The organism is Bifidobacterium biavatii DSM 23969 (genome assembly GCF_000741165.1).
GTDB classification, from domain to species: Bacteria; Actinomycetota; Actinomycetes; order Actinomycetales; family Bifidobacteriaceae; genus Bifidobacterium; species Bifidobacterium biavatii.
The window spans coordinates 43,076-60,825 of record NZ_JGYN01000003.1; the positions used below are offsets into that span (position 1 = coordinate 43,076).

Below are 17,750 nucleotides of genomic sequence, written 5' to 3' on the forward strand. Positions count from 1 at the left end.
GGCGCGTTGCGTGGTGCGTGCGTACCGCGCTCGTACCGCGCTTGTCAGCTGTAGTCGGGTTCTTCTTCGATGGCCCGTAGCTGTTCGGCTGTGAGGTAGCTTTCCTCCGGCTCCTTCGGGGTTAGCTCGTTGTCGATTAGTTCGATGGCCTCCCGGCGTTTCTGCTCGGTGGTGTGCGTGTATCGCGCGGTCACGTCGGACTCCGTCTTATGTCCGAGGATATCTTTTCGCACGGCCCAATCGACGCTGTACATCTCCATGATGGATTCGGCTAGGTGCCGGTTGTCGTGTTGCCTCCATTTCCACGGGCCGTACCCTGTAGCGCTCCATTGCTTCTTCGTCATTTCCTTCTCGTCCGGCCATTGACGCGGCTTGCCTGTCTTGCGGCTCCGGGCGATGTCGTCCCGTATGGCCCAATTATGGTAGGCCAGAAGCAATTCTTGCCAGATGGCCGTAAGGTACGACGGCTTGAAAAACGTGCCCTTGCCGGTGCGGAAAACCCAGTCATCCGGTTTGCCCCGTTCGGCATCCCGCTTGGCACGCAATACGTCGTTTATCCTTCCCGATAGCGGTAGGAGCCTTGCCGCTGATTCGGTCTTGCCGGACGTCTTGACCGTCGCTTTCCCCCGTAGCTCGATGATGACGCGCTCGGCCACGCTGACGCGCTTGTGGTCGAAATCAACGTCTTTCCATTGCAGGCCCAGCACTTCCTCGCGACGTAGGCCCATACCCATCTCCATGAGGTATAGCGCATAGAAGCGGTGGAAACGGTTCTGCTCCTTCTCCCCTGTGGTGGGGTCGGTCGTGTTCGGCTCGGCTAGCCATAGGAGCAGGCCCGGCGCTTGCGCTATCCAATCTTCCGTATGCTTCGTTTGTGCCTTGCGTACCTTCGGCTTGGCTGGGATGCGTAGGTAGCGCGTCGGGTCGTCCGCCGCTCGTATCCAGCCCTCGCGGACGGCTTGGTAGTATATGCTTTTCAGCACCTTGGCCGCTTCAGGTATTGCATCCACAACGGCTTGCAGTTCTTCCGTGCTGTATGCGCTGATGCTTTTGTCCGGTAGCCGCTTGCCTACGGCGGCAAGTTGCTTTTCATATGTGTAGCGTGTGTTGCCCCTTACGTTGCGCTTCGTCTTGTCCTTCCAGAAAAGCTCTATCGCCTCGCTGAGCCTGTGCGTGCGCGGCGTACCGGTCTTGCCGGTGGCGAGCTTGCCGCGCATGTTCTTCTCCATCGCGGCCACGGCCATTGATTTGGCCATCTCATGGACGGCGGGGTTCTCCTCCTCGGGCACGTTCGGCACGGGCGCACTCCCCGTTACCTGCCTCCACTCCCCGGCTGCGGTGCGATAGCAGACGTAGGCCCGGTATTTCTTCGTGCCGTGCGTGTTGACCACGGTGATGCTTGGTGTTAGCGTAGCGTGGCCCCGCGAGGCCGTCAGGCTGGTGTCTTTCATGCCTCCATGATAAAACGTCGGGTAAAAAGAAAAACCCCGATTTTCGGGGTTTTGGCAGGCTTAAAAACGTTGGAATTTCGCGGTTTCTTATGGTCTCCGGTAAATCATGCGGTAGACCATACTGGTTCTCCTTCGAAACAGCGGCCGCGGAACGTCCCCGTTCACGTGGCCTTGCGGTTGTCAACGGCTCCCATCCTACCCCGGTTTCGGTGGATTTGCTGGAAGCGCGATGCAAACACGCGGAAAATTACCGTTTGGTCACGTGAACTCCGCTCCGATCCCACATATGGGGATGCCATGCCTGGCGCTCTGTCGGACGTAATGTGATGGGTTTGACTACCCCTCAGTCACTGCGTGACAGCTCCCCTGACAAGGGGAGCCGAGAACATAAAACACCACAGCAAAAGCCCGACAAAGCACTAATTGCCACGAGCCGCACGCGTCGCCTTGAGCGCGGTCCAGGTGCTGCGCACCGCCAAGAACGTCAGCCACGCGGCGAACAGCAGCGATCCGGCGCGCGGAGTCAGCCAGCCGGCCATCATCGTGCCGAGCGGCGCAGTCACGGCCGCGCAGCAGCCGACGATCAGCCCGCTTTTCAAATGCACGATGCCGCGCTTCCAATTGGCGACCGTGCCGGAAATCGCGCCGGGAAACATCACGAGCAGCGACGTGCCGCGCGCCATCAGATCGCTCGCGCCGAACAGGAACGACAACGCAGGCATCATGATCGCCCCACCGCCGATGCCGAGCACGCCGGCGAGCGCGCCGGTCACGCATCCCAGCAGTATCAGAAACAGGCCGGACCACACGTGCAGCACGATATGCCCCTCGCGCGGCGGCGTGAACGTGACCTGCTGGATGATCACGAAAATCAGGAACACGACCCAAATCCAGCGCAACGCGACCTCGGGCAGTCGGCTGAGCAGCAGCGAGCCGAGCTGGCTGCCGACGACCACGCCGAGCGCGAGCAGCAGCGCGGCGATCCAGTTAACGTTGCCGCCGGTCGCGTACGAGACCACGCCGGAAATCGACGTGGGCACGATCGCGGCGAGCGACGTCGCTGCCGCGTGCCGCTGACTCAGGCCCAGCCATACCAGCGCGGGAACGATGATCGTGCCGCCGCCGATGCCGAACAGGCCGGACAGTATGCCGCACGCAAGTCCCACGCAGATCAGCACAACGACGCTGCGCCGGTCGAGACGCTCGAGTCCGCCGCCGTCGGTCGCCGCCGCCGTCGCGGCTGACGTCGCGATCGGCTGGTTTCCATTCGTTTCCATACGTTCGCTCATACGCGAAACTGTACTCGCCGGTCCCGCTCGCCGGCGGAAAATTGCCGTCGATTGCCCGCATACGGATCATGTTCCGCAAATCTGCCGCAAGTTTGCCGCAAATCCATCTTGTGACAACGATTGCAACAGCGCGAGTCGATCCGCATCATCCTACGCCAATGCACGCCAACGCTTGCCAACGCGCGCGACCGGCGCCCGACCGGCGCTAGACTGGTGTGCAATCGCGCGTCCAATCGGCGCACCACAGCCAACGAAGGGGATTTCCATGCTTGTCGCGGTCGACATCGGCAACACCAACATCGTGCTCGGATTCATCGAAGGCAGCCGCATCGTCGGCACGTACCGCATTTCCACCAAAGCGCACCACACGTCGGACGAGTACGGGCTGATGATCACGCAGTTCCTCGGGTTCAGCCATTTCACGCCGGACGACGTGGACGACGTGATCGTCTGCTCGGTGGTGCCGAAAGTGATGCACTCGTTCCGTGCGAGCATCGTCAAGTTCCTCGGGCTGGAGCCGATGATCGTGGGGCCGGGCGTCAAGACCGGCATGAACATCCGCATCGACGATCCGAAGTCGCTGGGCGCAGACTGCCTGTCGGACTGCGTGGGCGCGTACGCGGAGTACGGCGGGCGCGTGCTGGTGGCAGATTTTGGCACGGCCACGACGTTCAACTACGTGGATGCCACGGGCACGATCACCTGCGGGCTCATCACGACCGGCATCCGCACGGCCGCCGCCGCGCTGTGGGGCGAAACCGCGCAGCTGCCGGAGGTGGAGATCACGCGGCCGCGCTCGGTTCTGGCGACCGGCACGAAAACGGCGATGCAAGCGGGCCTCTACTACAACTTCCTCGGCGGCATCGAACGCACGATCCAGCAGTTCCACGCGGAAATCCCCGAGGACTTCACCGTAGTGGCGACCGGCGGACTGGGCCGCGTGTTCAAGGACGACACGGACCTGATCGACGTGTACGATCCGGACCTGATCTTCAAGGGCATGGAGGAGATCTACCGGCGCAACGCGCGATAACATATCCTGTCATTTCGCGTTGCGCAGCGAGCGGAGCAATCTTCCTGGAGACGATGCTTCTTACAATCTCTCGACTCGGCCCCCGACGCAACGCCCCTGACCGACAGCCAAATCCCGCGGATTTCCGCTATTCGATGGTGAAGCCCTGGTTGAACCCGTACTCCTTAATGTCCTTCTGCCACGAGGCAATGCCGTCGGTCAGCGCGATGCGTTTGCCGGGATGCTCGGGCAGTTTCGGAGGCTTGCCGTCGGAGCCGACCACGCCGTCCTCGATGCGCGCGACAGCCTGATCGTACTTGTATTTGGCCGTGGACCAGTCGTACGCCTTGCCGACCGTGGACGAGAAGTCGTTGCGCGCGTACACCTCGAATGGCAGGTACTGGTATCCGGTGGACACGGTTTCGGCCGCTTCGGCCAGCACGCGGTTGTACCGCTGACCGCCGAAGTACGGGATGGCGATGCCGCGCTCGTCGGTGACGGTGGTCTTGTCGAGGAACGCGGCGCTGCTGAGCGTGGCCTTGTCGGCGGGGAACGAGCCGCCGTCGACGCGCGTGGCGATGCCGTGCTTGCTGTGGCACACGTAGTCGAGGAAGCGGAACGCGGCGTCCGGCTTGCGGCTGGACTGCAGTACGGACAGCGCCGATCCGCCGTTTTCCGCGTTGGCCGGCGTGCCGTCGGCGGTCGGCATCTGCGTGACGCGCCACAGTCCGGATCCGCCCGGCACGTCGGACAGCAGCAGCGACGGCATCCACGCGCCGGCGAACACGGACGCGACCGCGCCGGAGCCGAGCTTGCGCTTCCACGATTCAGACCACGTCGTCGATCGCGTGTCGACGAGCCCCTCGTCGATCATCTTCTGCCAGAACGCGGTGAACGTTTTCGTGCCGGCATCGTCAGAGAGGTCGATGGTCACGGTTTTGCCGTCATTCGACGTGTGGAACGGGCGGCCGCCGGCGAGCCAGATCATCGCGTCGTAGAAGCTCGCGTCGCCCGAGTCGGCGGCAATGTACGCGCCGATCTCCTTGAGTTTCTTTGCGGCCTCGTAGTAGTCGTCCCAAGTCTTGATTTTCGTGGCGTCCACGCCGGCCTGGCGGAACACGTCCTCATTGTAGAAGAACGCCATCGGGCCGGAGTCCATCGGCAGACCGTACACGCGCCCGCCGAGGTGCACGGACGCCCATGTGCCTGGTGTGTACACGCTGTCGTAGCCGTCGACCCGGTCGGTGATGTCGAGCAGCTGGCTGCTGACCGCGTACTGCGGCAGGGCGAAGTATTCGAGTTGCGCGACGTCGGGCAGACCGTAGCCGTCCTGGATCGCGCTGTTGAGATTCTCGTAGCCGCTCGTGTTCTTGATGGTGATGCGGATGTCCGGGTTGGTTTTTTCGAAGTCGCGCGCCAGCGTGCTCATGCTGGGCTCCCACGACCATACGACGAGTTCGGTGCGCGTGTCCCGCTGCCCGCATGCGGCGAGCGCGACCGTGGCGGCGAGCGCGCAGACGGCGGCGATCGCGCGTTTCGCCGCACGATTATTCATCCGTCGTCGTGGCATCATGCCTGCACCCCGCCATCCTTATCCGCGATTGGTTCACACCGTTTCATCATCGTATCGAGTGTACGACACCGTCCTGAGCGCGCGGAATCGCAGCATGCACAGCTTCCCGGCGGGGCAATTCGGACAGACCTTCGGAAAAACACCCCGTTAAGAGACACCCCAGCGAAGCAAAACACCGAAGATCCAACCAAGATGCACCGCCTACAACCCCACGCGAGGCGTATCAGATAGACCTTCGGAAAAACACCTCGCTGAGAGACACCTCAGCGGGGCAATTCGGCGAACGTCCATCCGATGCGCCTCGCAGGCATAAGAAAACGGCTCCCCTCACGTCGATCGTGAGAGAAGCCGTTACCGGTCAGTGCGACGCACCGGACCCGTTTGGACCGGTCCGAATCAGCCCGGACTAGCGCTTGACGATGGCGACGCCGTTCGGGTCGATCGTCACGGTGCCGTCGTCGTTGGCCTGTGCGAGCGAGGCGACGATCGTCTCGCCGTCGACCGGCACAGTGACGGACCGGTGCGTGCGGTTGAACAGGAACGCGAACGTGACGTCGCCGGTCTCGTTCGTACGTTCGACGCGCAGCACATCGCCGTTGCCGGCGACGGACGGCACGTCGATGTCCATCGCGTCGAGCAGTTCGGGCAGGCTCTTGGCGATGCCGTCGCGGCCAAGTCGGCAGCCGACGTACGCGGCCTTGCCGTCGCCGTATTCGTTGACGGTGATCGCCGGCACGCCGTTCATGCCGACCCACGGCTCAGACTTGTAGGTTTCGAGCACGCGCGCCGAGTCAGCAACGGACGTGATCACGTCGGCGAAGTCGTGCGCGACCGTACCGTTGGTCAGGTCGAGGTGATCGAGCGTGCCCTCAAAGTCGGAGCCCATCGGCGCGAACTCCTCAATGCGCACGCCGACCACGTCGCGGATCGAACCCGGGTAGCCGCCGAGCCAGATGTGGTCCTTCTCGTCGGAGATGCCGGTGTAGTAAGTGACGAACAGCTTGCCGCCGCGGGCCACGTAGTCGCGTACGCGGCGCGTGGTCTCCTCGTCCAGAATGTACAGGCTCGGCAGCACGACGGCCTCGTACGAATCCCAGTCGGAGCGTACGGGCACCACGTCGGCGGTCACGCCCTGATCGGCGAGCGCGCGGAACCATGCGAGCGGCTCGGTCCAGTGGCGCACCTGCTGGGTCGGAGTGGCGGTGTGCTCGGTGGCCCATTCGGACTCGTAGTCGAACACGACGGCCACGCGCGACTTGGCGAGCTTGGTGCCGAGCAGGCCCTCGTCGGCCAGGCGCTGCAGGTCGTTGCCGAGTTCGCACACGTCGCGGAAGTCCTGCGAATCCTCGCCAGCGTGCGGCACCATGGCGGTGTGGAACTTTTCCGCGCCGGCCTTGGACTGGCGCCACTGGAAGTAGCAGATCGCGTCGGCGCCCATGGACAGGTGCACGAGCGCGTCGCGCACGAGCTGGCCGGGTTCCTTGCGGTAGTTGATCGGACGCCAGTTGACGGCGCCGGTGGAGTTCTCCATGAGGAACCACGGGTTCTTGCGGGCGATGCCGTCGGTGAGCGCGGCCGAGTAGGCCATTTCGTCGAGGTGCGCCTCGCCCGGGGTGAAGTAGTGGTCGTTGGAGACGAAGTCGACTTCCGCACCCCAGTCGTCATAGTTCATGCCGGTGCCACCGGCGGAGACCATGAAGTTGGTGGTCAGCGGACGGCCCGGGGTGAGCTCTTCGAGCAGGTCGCGCTCGGCGATGTAGAACGCCTTGAGCGCGTCGGAGCTGAAGCGCTTCCAGTCGAGCAGCTTGCCCGGGTTCATGAAGTTGCCGTCGCCGATGAAGCGCGGCGGGACGATTTCGGAGAAGTCGTTCATGTGCTGCGCCCAGAAGGCGGTGCCCCACGCGTCGTTGACGGCGTCGATGGTGCCGTAGCGCTCCTTGCACCAGTCCTGGAAGGCGCGCTCGGCGTCCTCGGAGTAGTCGAAGCGGTTGTGGCAGCCATATTCGTTGCTCACGTGCCATGCGACGACGTACGGGTTGTCCTTGTAGTGTTCGGCCATGGCGCGGCACAACTTGAGCGCGTACTCGCGGAAGACCGGGCTGGTGGGACGCCAGTGCTGGCGTGCGCCGGGCTGGCACACGTCGCCGCGGTAGTCCTGCCAGAGGACTTCCGGATGGGCCTGGGTGAGCCACATCGGCGGCGAGGCGGTGGCGGAGGCGAGGTCGACGGCGATGCCGGCCTTGCCGAGCTTGTCGATGATGCGGTCGAGCCAGTCGAAGTCGAACACGCCTTCGCGCGGTTCGATCTTCGCCCAGCTGAAGATGCCGACGGAGACGAGGTTCACACCGGCCTTGGTCATGAGCCGGATGTCGTCGTCCCACACGTCTTCCGGCCACTGGTCGGGGTTGTAGTCGCCGCCGTACCAGATGCGGGCTTCCTGGCCCTCAAGCGGCTGCGGCCAACGGAATGGTCTGTGCGCCATTGCTGTCCTTTCGTTGCATCGTGTCGTTCCGCTGCATTCGCGGACCATATCGATGTTTGCGTTACCATACTAACACGATCATCGACAATATCCAGCCTCCGGCGTGGCACGGAACACGGATGGTATGGTAGATTCTGATAACGAAAACACCGCCGTTTCATGGAGAAGTAGGTAGTAGGCAGTATGGAACGCACAACAACGGCATCGGTCTCAATGCAGGACGTCGCCAAGGAAGCCGGAGTCTCGCCGCAAACCGTGTCCCGCGTCGCCAACGGCAGCAGCGCGGTTCGACCGGAAACACGCCTGCGCGTCGAGGCCGCAATGGAAAAGCTCGGATATCGGCCCAACTACGCAGCCCGCGCGCTCAAGCACGGCCGCTTCCAGGACATCGGCGTCGTCATGTTCAATCTGTCGTCGTTCGGCAACGCGCGCATCCTCGACAGCATCGCCACCGCCGCCAACAATGATGATTACGCAATCACCGTGCATTCCATCGGACGCGGCCGCGACCGCAGCATCAAAGCCGCCGTCGAACGCATGAAGCAGCTGCCCGTGGACGGCGTCATCATCGTCATGGAAGAGCAGCTCGCCGACTTCTCCGACTTCCAGCCGGCGGCCGAACTGCCCGTCGTGCTACTCAGCGAAAACCCGGCCCCGTACTGTCCGACCGTCGACGCCGACCAGTACGGCTGCTCGCAGGCCATCGTCGACTACCTGCTCGGCAAAGGCCACCAAACCGTCTACCACATCTCCGGACCGGCCGCGTCGCGCGCCGCGCAAAGCCGCGAACAGGGCTGGCGCGACGCGCTGTCGGCCCGCAGCATCACCGTGCCGCCGCTGTACACGGGCGACTGGGAGGCCGACAGCGGCTACCAGTGCGGTCTCGCGCTCGCGCACGAAGCCGACTGCACGGCCGTGTACGCGGCCAACGACCAGATGGCGTACGGCGCAATGCTCGGCCTGCGCGCGGCCGGCAAGCGCGTGCCCGAAGACGTGAGCGTGATCGGCGTGGACGATTCGCTCGCCGGCACGATCCCGCGGCTCGAACTGACCACCATGCGCATGCCGTTCGACCAGATCGGCCGCAAGGCGTTCTCGATGGTGCGCGACATGTGCGAAGGCACGGACGTGCCCGCGAACGTGAAAACCGTGATCCCCACCGAACTCGTCGAGCGCGGTTCCGTGCGCGATCTGAACGCCTAGCGCGGTTGCCGGCCGGCCTACGCGGCTCCCAGTGGCACGCGCGAGACGAATGCGCGCGGCTCGCCGTTGACCGGGTCGACGAATGACAGCTGCCGCGCGACAAGCTCGAGCGGTTGGGAGAAATCGTCGTACGCACGCGTTTCGATGCGCGGATAAAAGTCGTCACCGACGATCGGCAGGCCCAGCGAGTTCATGTGGACGCGCAGCTGGTGCGTTTTGCCCGTGCGCGGATGCAGCGTGTACGCGCGGACCGACGCTGCATGCGTCGATGGCGTGTGCGCTGACGTTTGCGATGATGCGCACGACGATATTCGCGTCGGCTCGTGCGAGACCGGCTTCCCTAGTTCGATCACCGTTTCCGCGTTGACCGCTCCCGGCTCCTCGTACGCCTGCAGGATGCCGCGCTGCTTGACGATGCGCGAGCGGCGCCGCAGCGGAAACACGCGCGGCGGCTCGAGCGGCTCGATCGTACCGTATCGTGGCTGTCGAATCGGCGCGGCCGGAGCAAGACACTCGTATATTTTGGTCGTACGCCGCTCCTGAAACAGCATCTGATACGCCCCGCGCAACGCCGGATCGCGCACGAACACGACCACGCCGGCCGTCAACCGGTCCAGCCGGTGCGCGGGCACGATGTCCGGCTCGCCGTACCGCTCGCGCAACCGGATCAACGCCGTCTCGCGATACCACATGCCGCGCGGCGTAACGGCAAGAAAATGCGGCTTGTCGATCACGATAATCCCCGCATCCTCATACAGCACGTCAAAATCAAACGGAATCCGCGGCTCGTCCGTCACCCAGCGATGATGTTGCGTCGTCATGCCGCCATCTTCCCCGACTCCGGCGACGATCCGGCGACGGCGCAACAGATCATCGGCCGGCACGCATCCCTGCGCATACACAACATGCGTACGGGTTGTGTTGCCGTTTTTGCCGTGTCACACTATGCAGCAATAGGATGTTCCTTGCCTCCCCGGCAACGATGCGTCCGAACGCATAAAGGAGATCACGATGAAGTCGCTCCGAATCCAACCCGCCCGCACCATCCACGTCGCCGCAATCGTGTGCATCATGCTCATGCTGTGCGCCGTTCCGGGATGTTCCTCGTCACCCGGCGACAGCGCTTCACAAAGCGCGCAGCAGCAGTCCTCGACGCAGCAGAACGGCAAAACGCCGTCGCAGGGCGAACGAGTCGCCTCGTCATTGCGGGAATACGAGCAGCGTCTGATCGACCTAGACTCGCAGCGCTCCGACGATCAGATCCGCATGGCTCCGGAACAGAAGGCGATACTGCAGCGCGCCATCGATAACGGCGGCGAAATCTCCGTCTCCGATTATGAGGCCGCATGGTCGAACTATAAGCAATGCATGGTCGACAAGGGATACACGACGCCGGTGCTCATCAAATACTCAAACGGCATCATGCAGGAAGCCGGCGCGTACATCGACCCCGCATCCGGCAAACGGGACAAGTTCACCGAAGACGACACCGATTGCAAGACCATTCACGTGCTTGACGTCGACACCGTGTACGGCATGCAAATCGGCAACCCACAGCTCTATTCGCATCCCTATCCCGGTACCGTGGACTGCCTCAAGCAAGAGGGTCTAGCCGATTCGAAATACACCGTCAAACAGCTTGAGCAGGATATCGAAAAATACCGAGCCAACGACTCGTCGGCGACCGTCGATCTAAGCAATCCGGTCGCAGCCGGGTGCATGGCGGCCAATCGACTGGTGATCGGCCGCGTCGGCGACGACGAACCCACCTGGTATCCGCTCGGCCAGTAGCCGCAACGTTCGCCGGACGCGTCAGTTCCAGCGTCTATTCGACGGTGACGGACTTGGCAAGGTTGCGGGGCTTGTCGACGTCGTAGCCCTTGAGCTTGGCCATGTCCATGGCGAACAGTTGCAGCGGCACCACGTCGACGAGCGGGCTCATCAGCGTGGGCGCCTTCGGCCGCCAGAACACGACGTCCGCGTAGCGTTCCACGTCCGGATCGCCCTCCTCGGCCACGGCGATGATGAACGCGCCGCGCGCCTTGACCTCTTCAATGCCGGAGATCACCTTGGCGTGCAGCACGTTGCGACCGCGCGCCGGCGGCACGATGAACACGATCGGCTCGCCTTCGTCCACGAGCGCGATCGGGCCGTGCTTCAATTCGCCGGCCGCGAAGCCTTCCGTAAACGTGTACGCGATCTCCTTGAGCTTGAGCGCGCCCTCCATCGCGACCGGGTATCCGACGTGACGGCCGAGGAACAGGAACGACTTCGCGTTCACCATCTGCTCGGCGGCCTTCTGAATGGCCGCGGTTTGCGTGTCGAGGATCCACTGGATCTTGCGCGGCATGGCCTTGAGCGCGTCAAGCGTGGACTGGATTTCGTCGCGGAACATCGCGCCCTTGACCTGCGCGAGGTACAGGCCGAGCACGTACGCGGCGGTGATCTGCGCGACGAACGCCTTGGTGGAGGCGACGGCGACCTCCGGGCCGGCGTGCGTGTACAGCACGGCGTCGGATTCGCGCGGAATGCTCGCGCCCTGCGTATTGCAGATCGCGAGCACCTTGGACCCCTGTTCTCGCGCGTGACGCAGGGCCATCAACGTGTCCATCGTCTCGCCGGACTGCGAGATCGCGACGACAAGCGTGCGCGGCGTGAGGATCGGGTCGCGGTAGCGGAATTCGTGCGCGAGCTCGACTTCGACCGGGATGCGCACCCAGTGTTCGATCGCGTACTTGGCGACCATGCCGGCGTAGGCCGCGGTACCGCACGCGATGACGATGATCTTGTCGATCGCCTTGAAATCGTGCGGTTCAATGCGCACCTCGTCAAGGTTGATGTCGCCGTGCTTGTCGAGACGGCCGAGCAGCGTGCGCTGGACGGCGGCTGGATCCTCGTGGATCTCCTTGTCCATGAACGAGTCCCAGCCGCCCTTTTCGGCCGCCGACGCGTCCCAGTCGACGGTGTACGTCTTCGGATTCTCGATCACGTTGCCATCGAAGTCGGTGACGGTCACTTGGTTCGCTGAAACGCACACGGCCTGATCCTGGTCGACTTCGAGTGCGCGCTTCGTGTACGCGACGAACGCGGCCACGTCGGAGCCGAGGAAGTTCTCGCCGTCACCGAGGCCAACGACGAGCGGCGAATCGTGGCGCGCGCCGACGACGATGTCCGGCTGGCGGCAGTCGGTGGCAAGGATCGTGAACGCACCTTCCAGCATGCGCGCGAGGCGGCGGATCGCCTCGAACAGGTCCGGTTTGCCGGTTTCCGCGATGATCGCGTCGACGATTTTGCCGAGCAGCTTCGCCGCGACCTCGGTGTCGGTGCTGGAGGAGAACCGGTAGCCTTCGGCCTGCAGGTCGAGCCGCAGCTGGGATGCGTTTTCGATGATGCCGTTGTGGATGATGGCGACCTTACCGTCGCGGCTGGTGTGCGGGTGCGCGTTCACGTCGCTCGGCACGCCGTTGGTGGCCCAGCGCGTGTGACCGATGCCGACGGTGGCGGCCGGCATGGGGTTGCGTTCGATGTCCTCGACGAGATTGGCGAGACGGCCGGCCTTCTTGCGCACGGCCACCTGCTCCATGCCGGGGGCGGAGAGGGCCACGCCGGCCGAATCGTACCCGCGGTATTCGAGGCGCTTCAGGCCCTGCAAGCACACTTCCAGCGGCTTGCCGCACGCGGTTTCGACGTTTCCTGCATATCCAACGATTCCACACATAGCCCACTACCCTACCGGACGCACATTGCAACGCGAAACCGCAACCCGCCGTTTTCCGCCGGCTCTTCGCATTGTGGTGCGTATGGCACGCATGCCTGTTGTATCGGAATCGCGCTATCGCGCGATGCTGTGCGGCCGGCGGCAGCAGTGGCTGCCGCGCTGCTTACGGTTTCAACACTTCCTCCGATGCCGGCGGTATCTCCCGGCGTCCTCTCGTCTTCCTCGTCTGAATGTGGGCATGAACCGTCCATTTGTCCGCCCGTCCACAGGATCGTGGGCATACACCGACCATGTACGGGCTCACAACCGGCTCTTCATGGCCGGCCTATGCCCACGATCTTCTCCATGTACCGTCCGTGCCCACGAATCGGGGCGCGCCACGTACCGGTTATGCCCACAATCGTTTCCCGACGGGATGAGCGGCGTTCATTCCCTTGTCAATCACCGTCGTAGACATCCCGCCCATGCCCACAATCATTACGAGCCAAGCAGCAGCAGGGAAGGATTGCCCCGCGAGAAGCCGCCACGACACCCCCGAATCAGACCACACAACCCATACACACCACAACACGAAGAGCCGGTTTCCGCCGAGTCTTTGCGTTTGTCGGGGCATTGCCACCGAAACGTCCAGAGCATCATCAACGCTACAATAATACTGGAATATCTCTCGCCACAATGAAATGAGTCAGATCATGGCAAACGAACACAAAACCGAGAACGGCATCTACCCGCAGATCGGACAGGCGCTGCTGCGGGCGCGCAAGGAGTCGGGACTGACGCAGGACCAGCTGGCGGAACGGTCGCAGGTGTCGCGCATCACCATCGCACGCATCGAAAACGCGCGCATCAACCCGTCGTTCAAAACGCTCGAGGCGCTGGCCCACGGCATGGGCCGCACCCTCACCATCAATTTCACGCCCGCCGACGACATAACTGATTAGCATTTCGGTTCGGCGTGGCAAAACGGATAGGCTGTCGCAAAAACACCATGCTGGCAGGCATTCCAGCGAAGCGGTTAGGCGAAGAACTAGCTGCTTTGCAACGCTGGGACAGCCAAGCGTGGCGAAATGAACAGACCGTTGCCAAAACACTACGCCGACAGGGGTCTCAGCGGGACAATACGGAGACGGACTAACCAATCCGCCACGCTGAGAGATGGCCGCGTCAAAAGACAGCCATGCAGACAGCCAGGCTAAGAGCGCCTATTCGGTCAGCATTGCACCGTATCGCTCGACCAGTCCTTGATTCACGCGCTCGAATTCGGGAATGTAGTCGGCGATGATCGCGTCCACCAAGCGCGATGCCTTGTCCGCGTCGTAGATATGCGCTGAATCGTTGCGATCACGCAGCATACGCAGCCACGTCGATTCATCCACGAAGTCGTAGTACTGGAACGCGGTTTTCAGCACGTCGCGGGGCGAGCCGGAGGCCGACACCGGATCGCCTTCGTATGCGAGCAATGCCTTGAACAGCTTCCATCCGAGTTCGAACTGCAACTCGAACTTGTCGATCACGCCGCTCTGCACGAACTCATTGCTGAGATCCTGATCGGGAGCCTGACGCAACGAGCGTAGGGCGGAGGCGTAGTTCTCATACTTTTTCATAGAGGACCTTTCCGGTCGCTGCGATCTCGTCGCGCAGTTCGTCGGTGATCGGCTCGTCCAGGTTGATCACGTCGATTTTGAGCAGCGACCACAAGTCATCCTGCAACCGTCGGTACAGCCGGTCGAAATCAGGACATCCGGCGATCGCGATGTCGATGTCGCTTTTCGGACGCGCGGTACCCTTGGCCCGCGAACCGAACAGCACGACCTTCGCAGCTCCCGCGTCAACGGCAAACTCGACAATCTGCCGATACACGTCCTCGATCGGAATCATGGTCATCTCCTTGCCGTTGCCGTCGGCTCCCATTGTAAAACGTCGGCAACAACACTCCTGTGATGCACTGACGAGACGAGCGCTTTCCCGGACGATCTACGGGATAACAGTGAAATCGCCCGTGGGCAGTTCAATGAACTATCCACGGGCGACGATAATACGAGGTAAACGGTCTTCCTACAGCACGTGCTGCAGGAAGTCCTTGAAGCGGGGTTCGGTGGGGTGGTCGATGATGTCGGGACCACCCTGTTCGACGACCACGCCGCCGTCCATGAAGACGACCTGATCGGCGACCTCGCGGGCGAAGCCGATCTCGTGCGTGACGACGATCATCGTCATGCCCTCCTTGGCGAGCGAGAGCATCACGTTGAGCACTTCGCCGACCAATTCCGGATCAAGCGCCGAAGTCGGCTCGTCGAACAGCATGATTTCGGGCTTCATCGCCAGCGCACGGGCGATCGCGACGCGCTGCTGCTGACCGCCGGACAGTTCGGCCGGGTAATAGTCCAACCGCTCGCCCAAGCCGACACGGTTCAGCTCCGCAATAGCCAGTTCGCGCGCTTCGGATTTGCTCATGTGCTTGACGTGCACGGGCGCTTCCATCACGTTTTCGATGGCGGTCATGTGCGGGAACAGGTTGAACCGCTGGAACACCATGCCGAGCTTGGAACGCTGCGCGGCGACGGCCTTGTCATCCAGCGTCTGCAGGATCGGTCGTCCTTCCGCGTCCGTGCGGCCGGTCGGCTTGTAGCCGATCATCTCGCCGTCGACTTCGATCGTGCCGCCGGTGAGTGTTTCGAGCTGGTTGATGAGGCGCAGGAACGTGGACTTGCCCGAACCGGAGGGTCCGAGGATCACGGTCACCGTGCCGGGCATGACGGTCAGGTCGACGCCCTTGAGCACGTGCAGCGAACCGAACGCCTTGTGCACCTGCGTGGCCTTGACGGCCGGCGTCGCGCCGGTGCGAGCGTTCGCACCGTTCACGCCGGTTGCGCCAGAAGCCGGGAATGCGGTCATATCAGTCATGGTTTCTCACTCCCCCGGCTCACGCGGTCATGCCGGTGAACCCGGCCTCGTTGATCTTGTTCACGTTGTCCTTCGGCTCGCCTTCGGTCTTGCCCGGCAGCGGCGCCTGCTTGCCGCGCGTGCCCATCGCGCGCGCGTCGAAGCCCTTGCCGAAATGCTTCTCAAGCATTGACTGGAACACCATCAGGATCGACGTGATGAGCAGGTACCAGAAGCAGGCCACGAGCAGCAGCGGGATCGGCTTGTAGATGCGGTTGGCGATCGCGCCGGTCGCAAACTGCAGTTCCAGCGTGAACGGCACAGCGGTCACGAGCGACGTGGTCTTGAGCATACCGATCGTCTCGTTGCCAGTCGGCGGGATGATGATGCGCATGGCCTGCGGCAGGATGATGCGGCGCATGATGAGCGTGCGCTTCATGCCGAGCGCCTGCGCGGCCTCGGTTTGGCCCGGGTCGACCGCTTCGAGGCCAGCGCGCACGATTTCGGACAAATACGCGGCCTCGTTCAGGGCTAGGCCGATCCATGCGGCGTTGAACGCGGTGACGACGTCCTGCGAACTGATGCTCCAGAACGAGATGTCGGTGAACGGGATGCCGATGCTGATGCGCGGGATGAGCACGGCGAACAGGCCCCAGAACACGAGCTGCGTGTACACAGGGGTGCCGCGGAAGAACCAGATGAAGAACCAGCTGACGCCGCGCAGCACCGGGTTGATCGACTTGCGCATGATCGCGAGGATGACCGACAGGATGATCGCGATGACCATGGAGATGACGGTCAGCTCGAGCGTGTACCGGATGCCTTCGAGCACGTTCTCGTTGAACAGGTACTTCCAGACGACCGGCCATTCGAGACGCGGGTTGGTGATCATGCCCTGGATGAGCATCGCCGCGAGCAATGCGACGATCACGGCGGCCACGATCGGGCCGGGGCGGCGCACGGGCAGCGCGTCGATGCGGTTCGGGATGTTCAGTCCGTCGCCGTCAGCTTGTTTCTTCGCCATAAATGTTTCAGTCCTTACCGTATCTTGGCTCCCTCTGACGAGGGAGCTGGCAGCCGCAGGCTGACTGAGGGAGAAAAGAAGGTTTGATCTTCTGACTACCCCTCAGTCAGCTTCGCTGACAGCTCCCCTGACAAGGGGAGCCGAGAGTTGTGGTTACGCGAGATCGGTGGGGTTGATCTCGGCCTTGTCGATCGCACCGGATTCGACGCCCCAGTGCTTGAGGATCTTGCCGTACGTGCCATCGTCCATGAGCTCCTGCACGGCGGCCTGAATGAATTTGTCCATCTCCTCATCGCCCTTGGCAATGGCCACGCCCTGCTTCGCGGTGCCTTCCACGTCGCCGAGCATTTCGAGCTCGCCGCCGGTCTGGCTGATCGCGTAGCCGCCGACCGGCGAATCGGCGTAGAACACGTCAGCCTTGCCGGTCACCACGCTGGTGGCCGCGTCGGTCTGCAGCTTGGTGGACAGCACTTCGGTCGCATCCTTGCCGTCGGCCTTGCACTGTTCGGCAGCCTTGTTGGCCTCCTCTTCCTGCACGGTGCCGGTCTGCACGGCGATCTTCAGGCCGCACAGCTGCGTGGTGTCGACCTTGTTCGGGTTGCCCTTCTTGACGATCCAGCTGAAGCCGGACTTGTAGTAGCTGACGAAGTCTACGGCTTCGAGGCGTTCCTTGGTGATCGTCATCGCGGTGATGCCGAGGTCGTACTTGCTGCCGACCGACGGGACGATCGAGTCGAACGTGGACGAGACGATTTCCGTCTTGACGCCGGCGATCTTGCCGATCGCGGTCGCGATGTCGACATCGTAGCCGACCGGCGTCTTGCCGTCTTCCGCGAGGAATTCGGCCGGCGCGTACGACAGTTCCATGCCGACGGTGAGCTTGCCGGCGCTCTTGACCTTGCTCGGCAGGAGCGCGGCGACGGCGTCGTTGGTCTTGACGCCGCTCAGATCGTAGCCTTCGGTCGCGTTGGACGCGGTGCCCGTGGTGGAGTCGGTGGTCGTGTCGGTGGTGCCGCAGGCCGCCGTGGCAAGCAGCATCGCAGCGCTCAGCGCGAGCGCGGCGGCGGTCTTGAGGTTCTTGAACATCATGGTTCCTCTCTTGTTCTCTCGGTTCT

15 protein-coding genes are annotated in these 17,750 nt (G+C 63.0%); 4 read left to right on the forward strand and 11 right to left on the reverse strand.

Annotated elements, in window-relative coordinates:
• Positions 1 to 44: 44 nt before the first annotated feature.
• Both BBIA_RS01020 and BBIA_RS01025 read right to left on the reverse strand, forming a co-directional pair.
• Positions 45 to 1,451: a tyrosine-type recombinase/integrase gene (locus BBIA_RS01020; protein WP_033495899.1), complete on the reverse strand. Its 1,407-nt coding sequence runs from the start codon at positions 1,449 to 1,451 to the stop codon at positions 45 to 47.
• A 419-nt stretch (positions 1,452 to 1,870) separates the two neighbouring features.
• Positions 1,871 to 2,728 (reverse strand): sulfite exporter TauE/SafE family protein, encoded by an 858-nt coding sequence (locus tag BBIA_RS01025; RefSeq protein ID WP_033495897.1) that lies wholly within the window; start codon positions 2,726 to 2,728, stop codon positions 1,871 to 1,873.
• Positions 2,729 to 3,005: 277 nt separating this feature from the next.
• Between BBIA_RS01025 and BBIA_RS01030 the strand changes: the two genes are divergently transcribed.
• Positions 3,006 to 3,773 (forward strand): type III pantothenate kinase, encoded by a 768-nt coding sequence (locus BBIA_RS01030; protein ID WP_033495895.1) that lies wholly within the window; start codon positions 3,006 to 3,008, stop codon positions 3,771 to 3,773.
• A gap of 127 nt (positions 3,774 to 3,900) precedes the next feature.
• Here the strand turns inward: BBIA_RS01030 and BBIA_RS01035 are convergent, their stop codons facing one another.
• Positions 3,901 to 5,307 carry an extracellular solute-binding protein gene (locus tag BBIA_RS01035; RefSeq protein WP_033495893.1) on the reverse strand — a complete coding sequence of 469 codons (1,407 nt, stop codon included), beginning with the start codon at positions 5,305 to 5,307 and terminating at the stop codon, positions 3,901 to 3,903.
• 424 nt (positions 5,308 to 5,731) lie between these two features.
• The gene (locus BBIA_RS01040; protein ID WP_033495891.1) at positions 5,732 to 7,807 is read right to left on the reverse strand and encodes a beta-galactosidase; all 2,076 of its coding nucleotides are present in this window, start codon (positions 7,805 to 7,807) and stop codon (positions 5,732 to 5,734) included.
• 213 nt (positions 7,808 to 8,020) lie between these two features.
• Here BBIA_RS01040 and BBIA_RS01045 point away from each other — a divergent pair, with 213 nt between their 5' ends.
• Positions 8,021 to 9,010 carry a LacI family DNA-binding transcriptional regulator gene (locus tag BBIA_RS01045; RefSeq protein WP_152600643.1) on the forward strand — a complete coding sequence of 330 codons (990 nt, stop codon included), beginning with the start codon at positions 8,021 to 8,023 and terminating at the stop codon, positions 9,008 to 9,010.
• Between the two features lie 17 nt (positions 9,011 to 9,027).
• Here the strand turns inward: BBIA_RS01045 and BBIA_RS01050 are convergent, their stop codons facing one another.
• A complete protein-coding gene (locus tag BBIA_RS01050; RefSeq protein ID WP_051923623.1) occupies positions 9,028 to 9,831 on the reverse strand; it encodes a pseudouridine synthase in 804 nt (267 codons plus the stop codon).
• Positions 9,832 to 10,021: 190 nt separating this feature from the next.
• Here BBIA_RS01050 and BBIA_RS13135 point away from each other — a divergent pair, with 190 nt between their 5' ends.
• On the forward strand, positions 10,022 to 10,801 hold the full coding sequence (locus BBIA_RS13135) for a hypothetical protein (RefSeq protein ID WP_051923615.1): 780 nt from the start codon (positions 10,022 to 10,024) through the stop codon (positions 10,799 to 10,801).
• Between the two features lie 34 nt (positions 10,802 to 10,835).
• On the opposite strand, the gene glmS is transcribed toward BBIA_RS13135, so the two are convergent.
• On the reverse strand, positions 10,836 to 12,728 hold the full coding sequence (gene glmS / locus BBIA_RS01060; protein ID WP_033495887.1) for a glutamine--fructose-6-phosphate transaminase (isomerizing): 1,893 nt from the start codon (positions 12,726 to 12,728) through the stop codon (positions 10,836 to 10,838).
• A gap of 692 nt (positions 12,729 to 13,420) precedes the next feature.
• Between glmS and BBIA_RS01065 the strand changes: the two genes are divergently transcribed.
• Positions 13,421 to 13,669, forward strand: coding sequence for a helix-turn-helix transcriptional regulator (locus BBIA_RS01065; RefSeq protein ID WP_051923616.1), 249 nt, complete (start codon positions 13,421 to 13,423; stop codon positions 13,667 to 13,669).
• Positions 13,670 to 13,930: 261 nt separating this feature from the next.
• Here BBIA_RS01065 and BBIA_RS01070 read toward each other — a convergent pair whose 3' ends face one another.
• From BBIA_RS01070 to BBIA_RS01090, 5 genes are all read right to left on the reverse strand, one after another.
• Positions 13,931 to 14,332, reverse strand: coding sequence for an HI0074 family nucleotidyltransferase substrate-binding subunit (locus BBIA_RS01070; RefSeq protein ID WP_033495883.1), 402 nt, complete (start codon positions 14,330 to 14,332; stop codon positions 13,931 to 13,933).
• The gene (locus BBIA_RS01075; RefSeq protein WP_033495956.1) at positions 14,319 to 14,606 is read right to left on the reverse strand and encodes a nucleotidyltransferase family protein; all 288 of its coding nucleotides are present in this window, start codon (positions 14,604 to 14,606) and stop codon (positions 14,319 to 14,321) included. The genes BBIA_RS01070 and BBIA_RS01075 overlap by 14 nt, the downstream gene beginning before the upstream one ends.
• Positions 14,607 to 14,783: 177 nt before the next feature.
• Positions 14,784 to 15,623 carry an amino acid ABC transporter ATP-binding protein gene (locus BBIA_RS01080; protein ID WP_081891790.1) on the reverse strand — a complete coding sequence of 280 codons (840 nt, stop codon included), beginning with the start codon at positions 15,621 to 15,623 and terminating at the stop codon, positions 14,784 to 14,786.
• Between the two features lie 28 nt (positions 15,624 to 15,651).
• On the reverse strand, positions 15,652 to 16,635 hold the full coding sequence (locus BBIA_RS01085; protein WP_033495881.1) for an amino acid ABC transporter permease: 984 nt from the start codon (positions 16,633 to 16,635) through the stop codon (positions 15,652 to 15,654).
• 153 nt (positions 16,636 to 16,788) lie between these two features.
• Positions 16,789 to 17,721: an ABC transporter substrate-binding protein gene (locus BBIA_RS01090; protein ID WP_033495880.1), complete on the reverse strand. Its 933-nt coding sequence runs from the start codon at positions 17,719 to 17,721 to the stop codon at positions 16,789 to 16,791.
• Positions 17,722 to 17,750 lie beyond the last annotated feature (29 nt).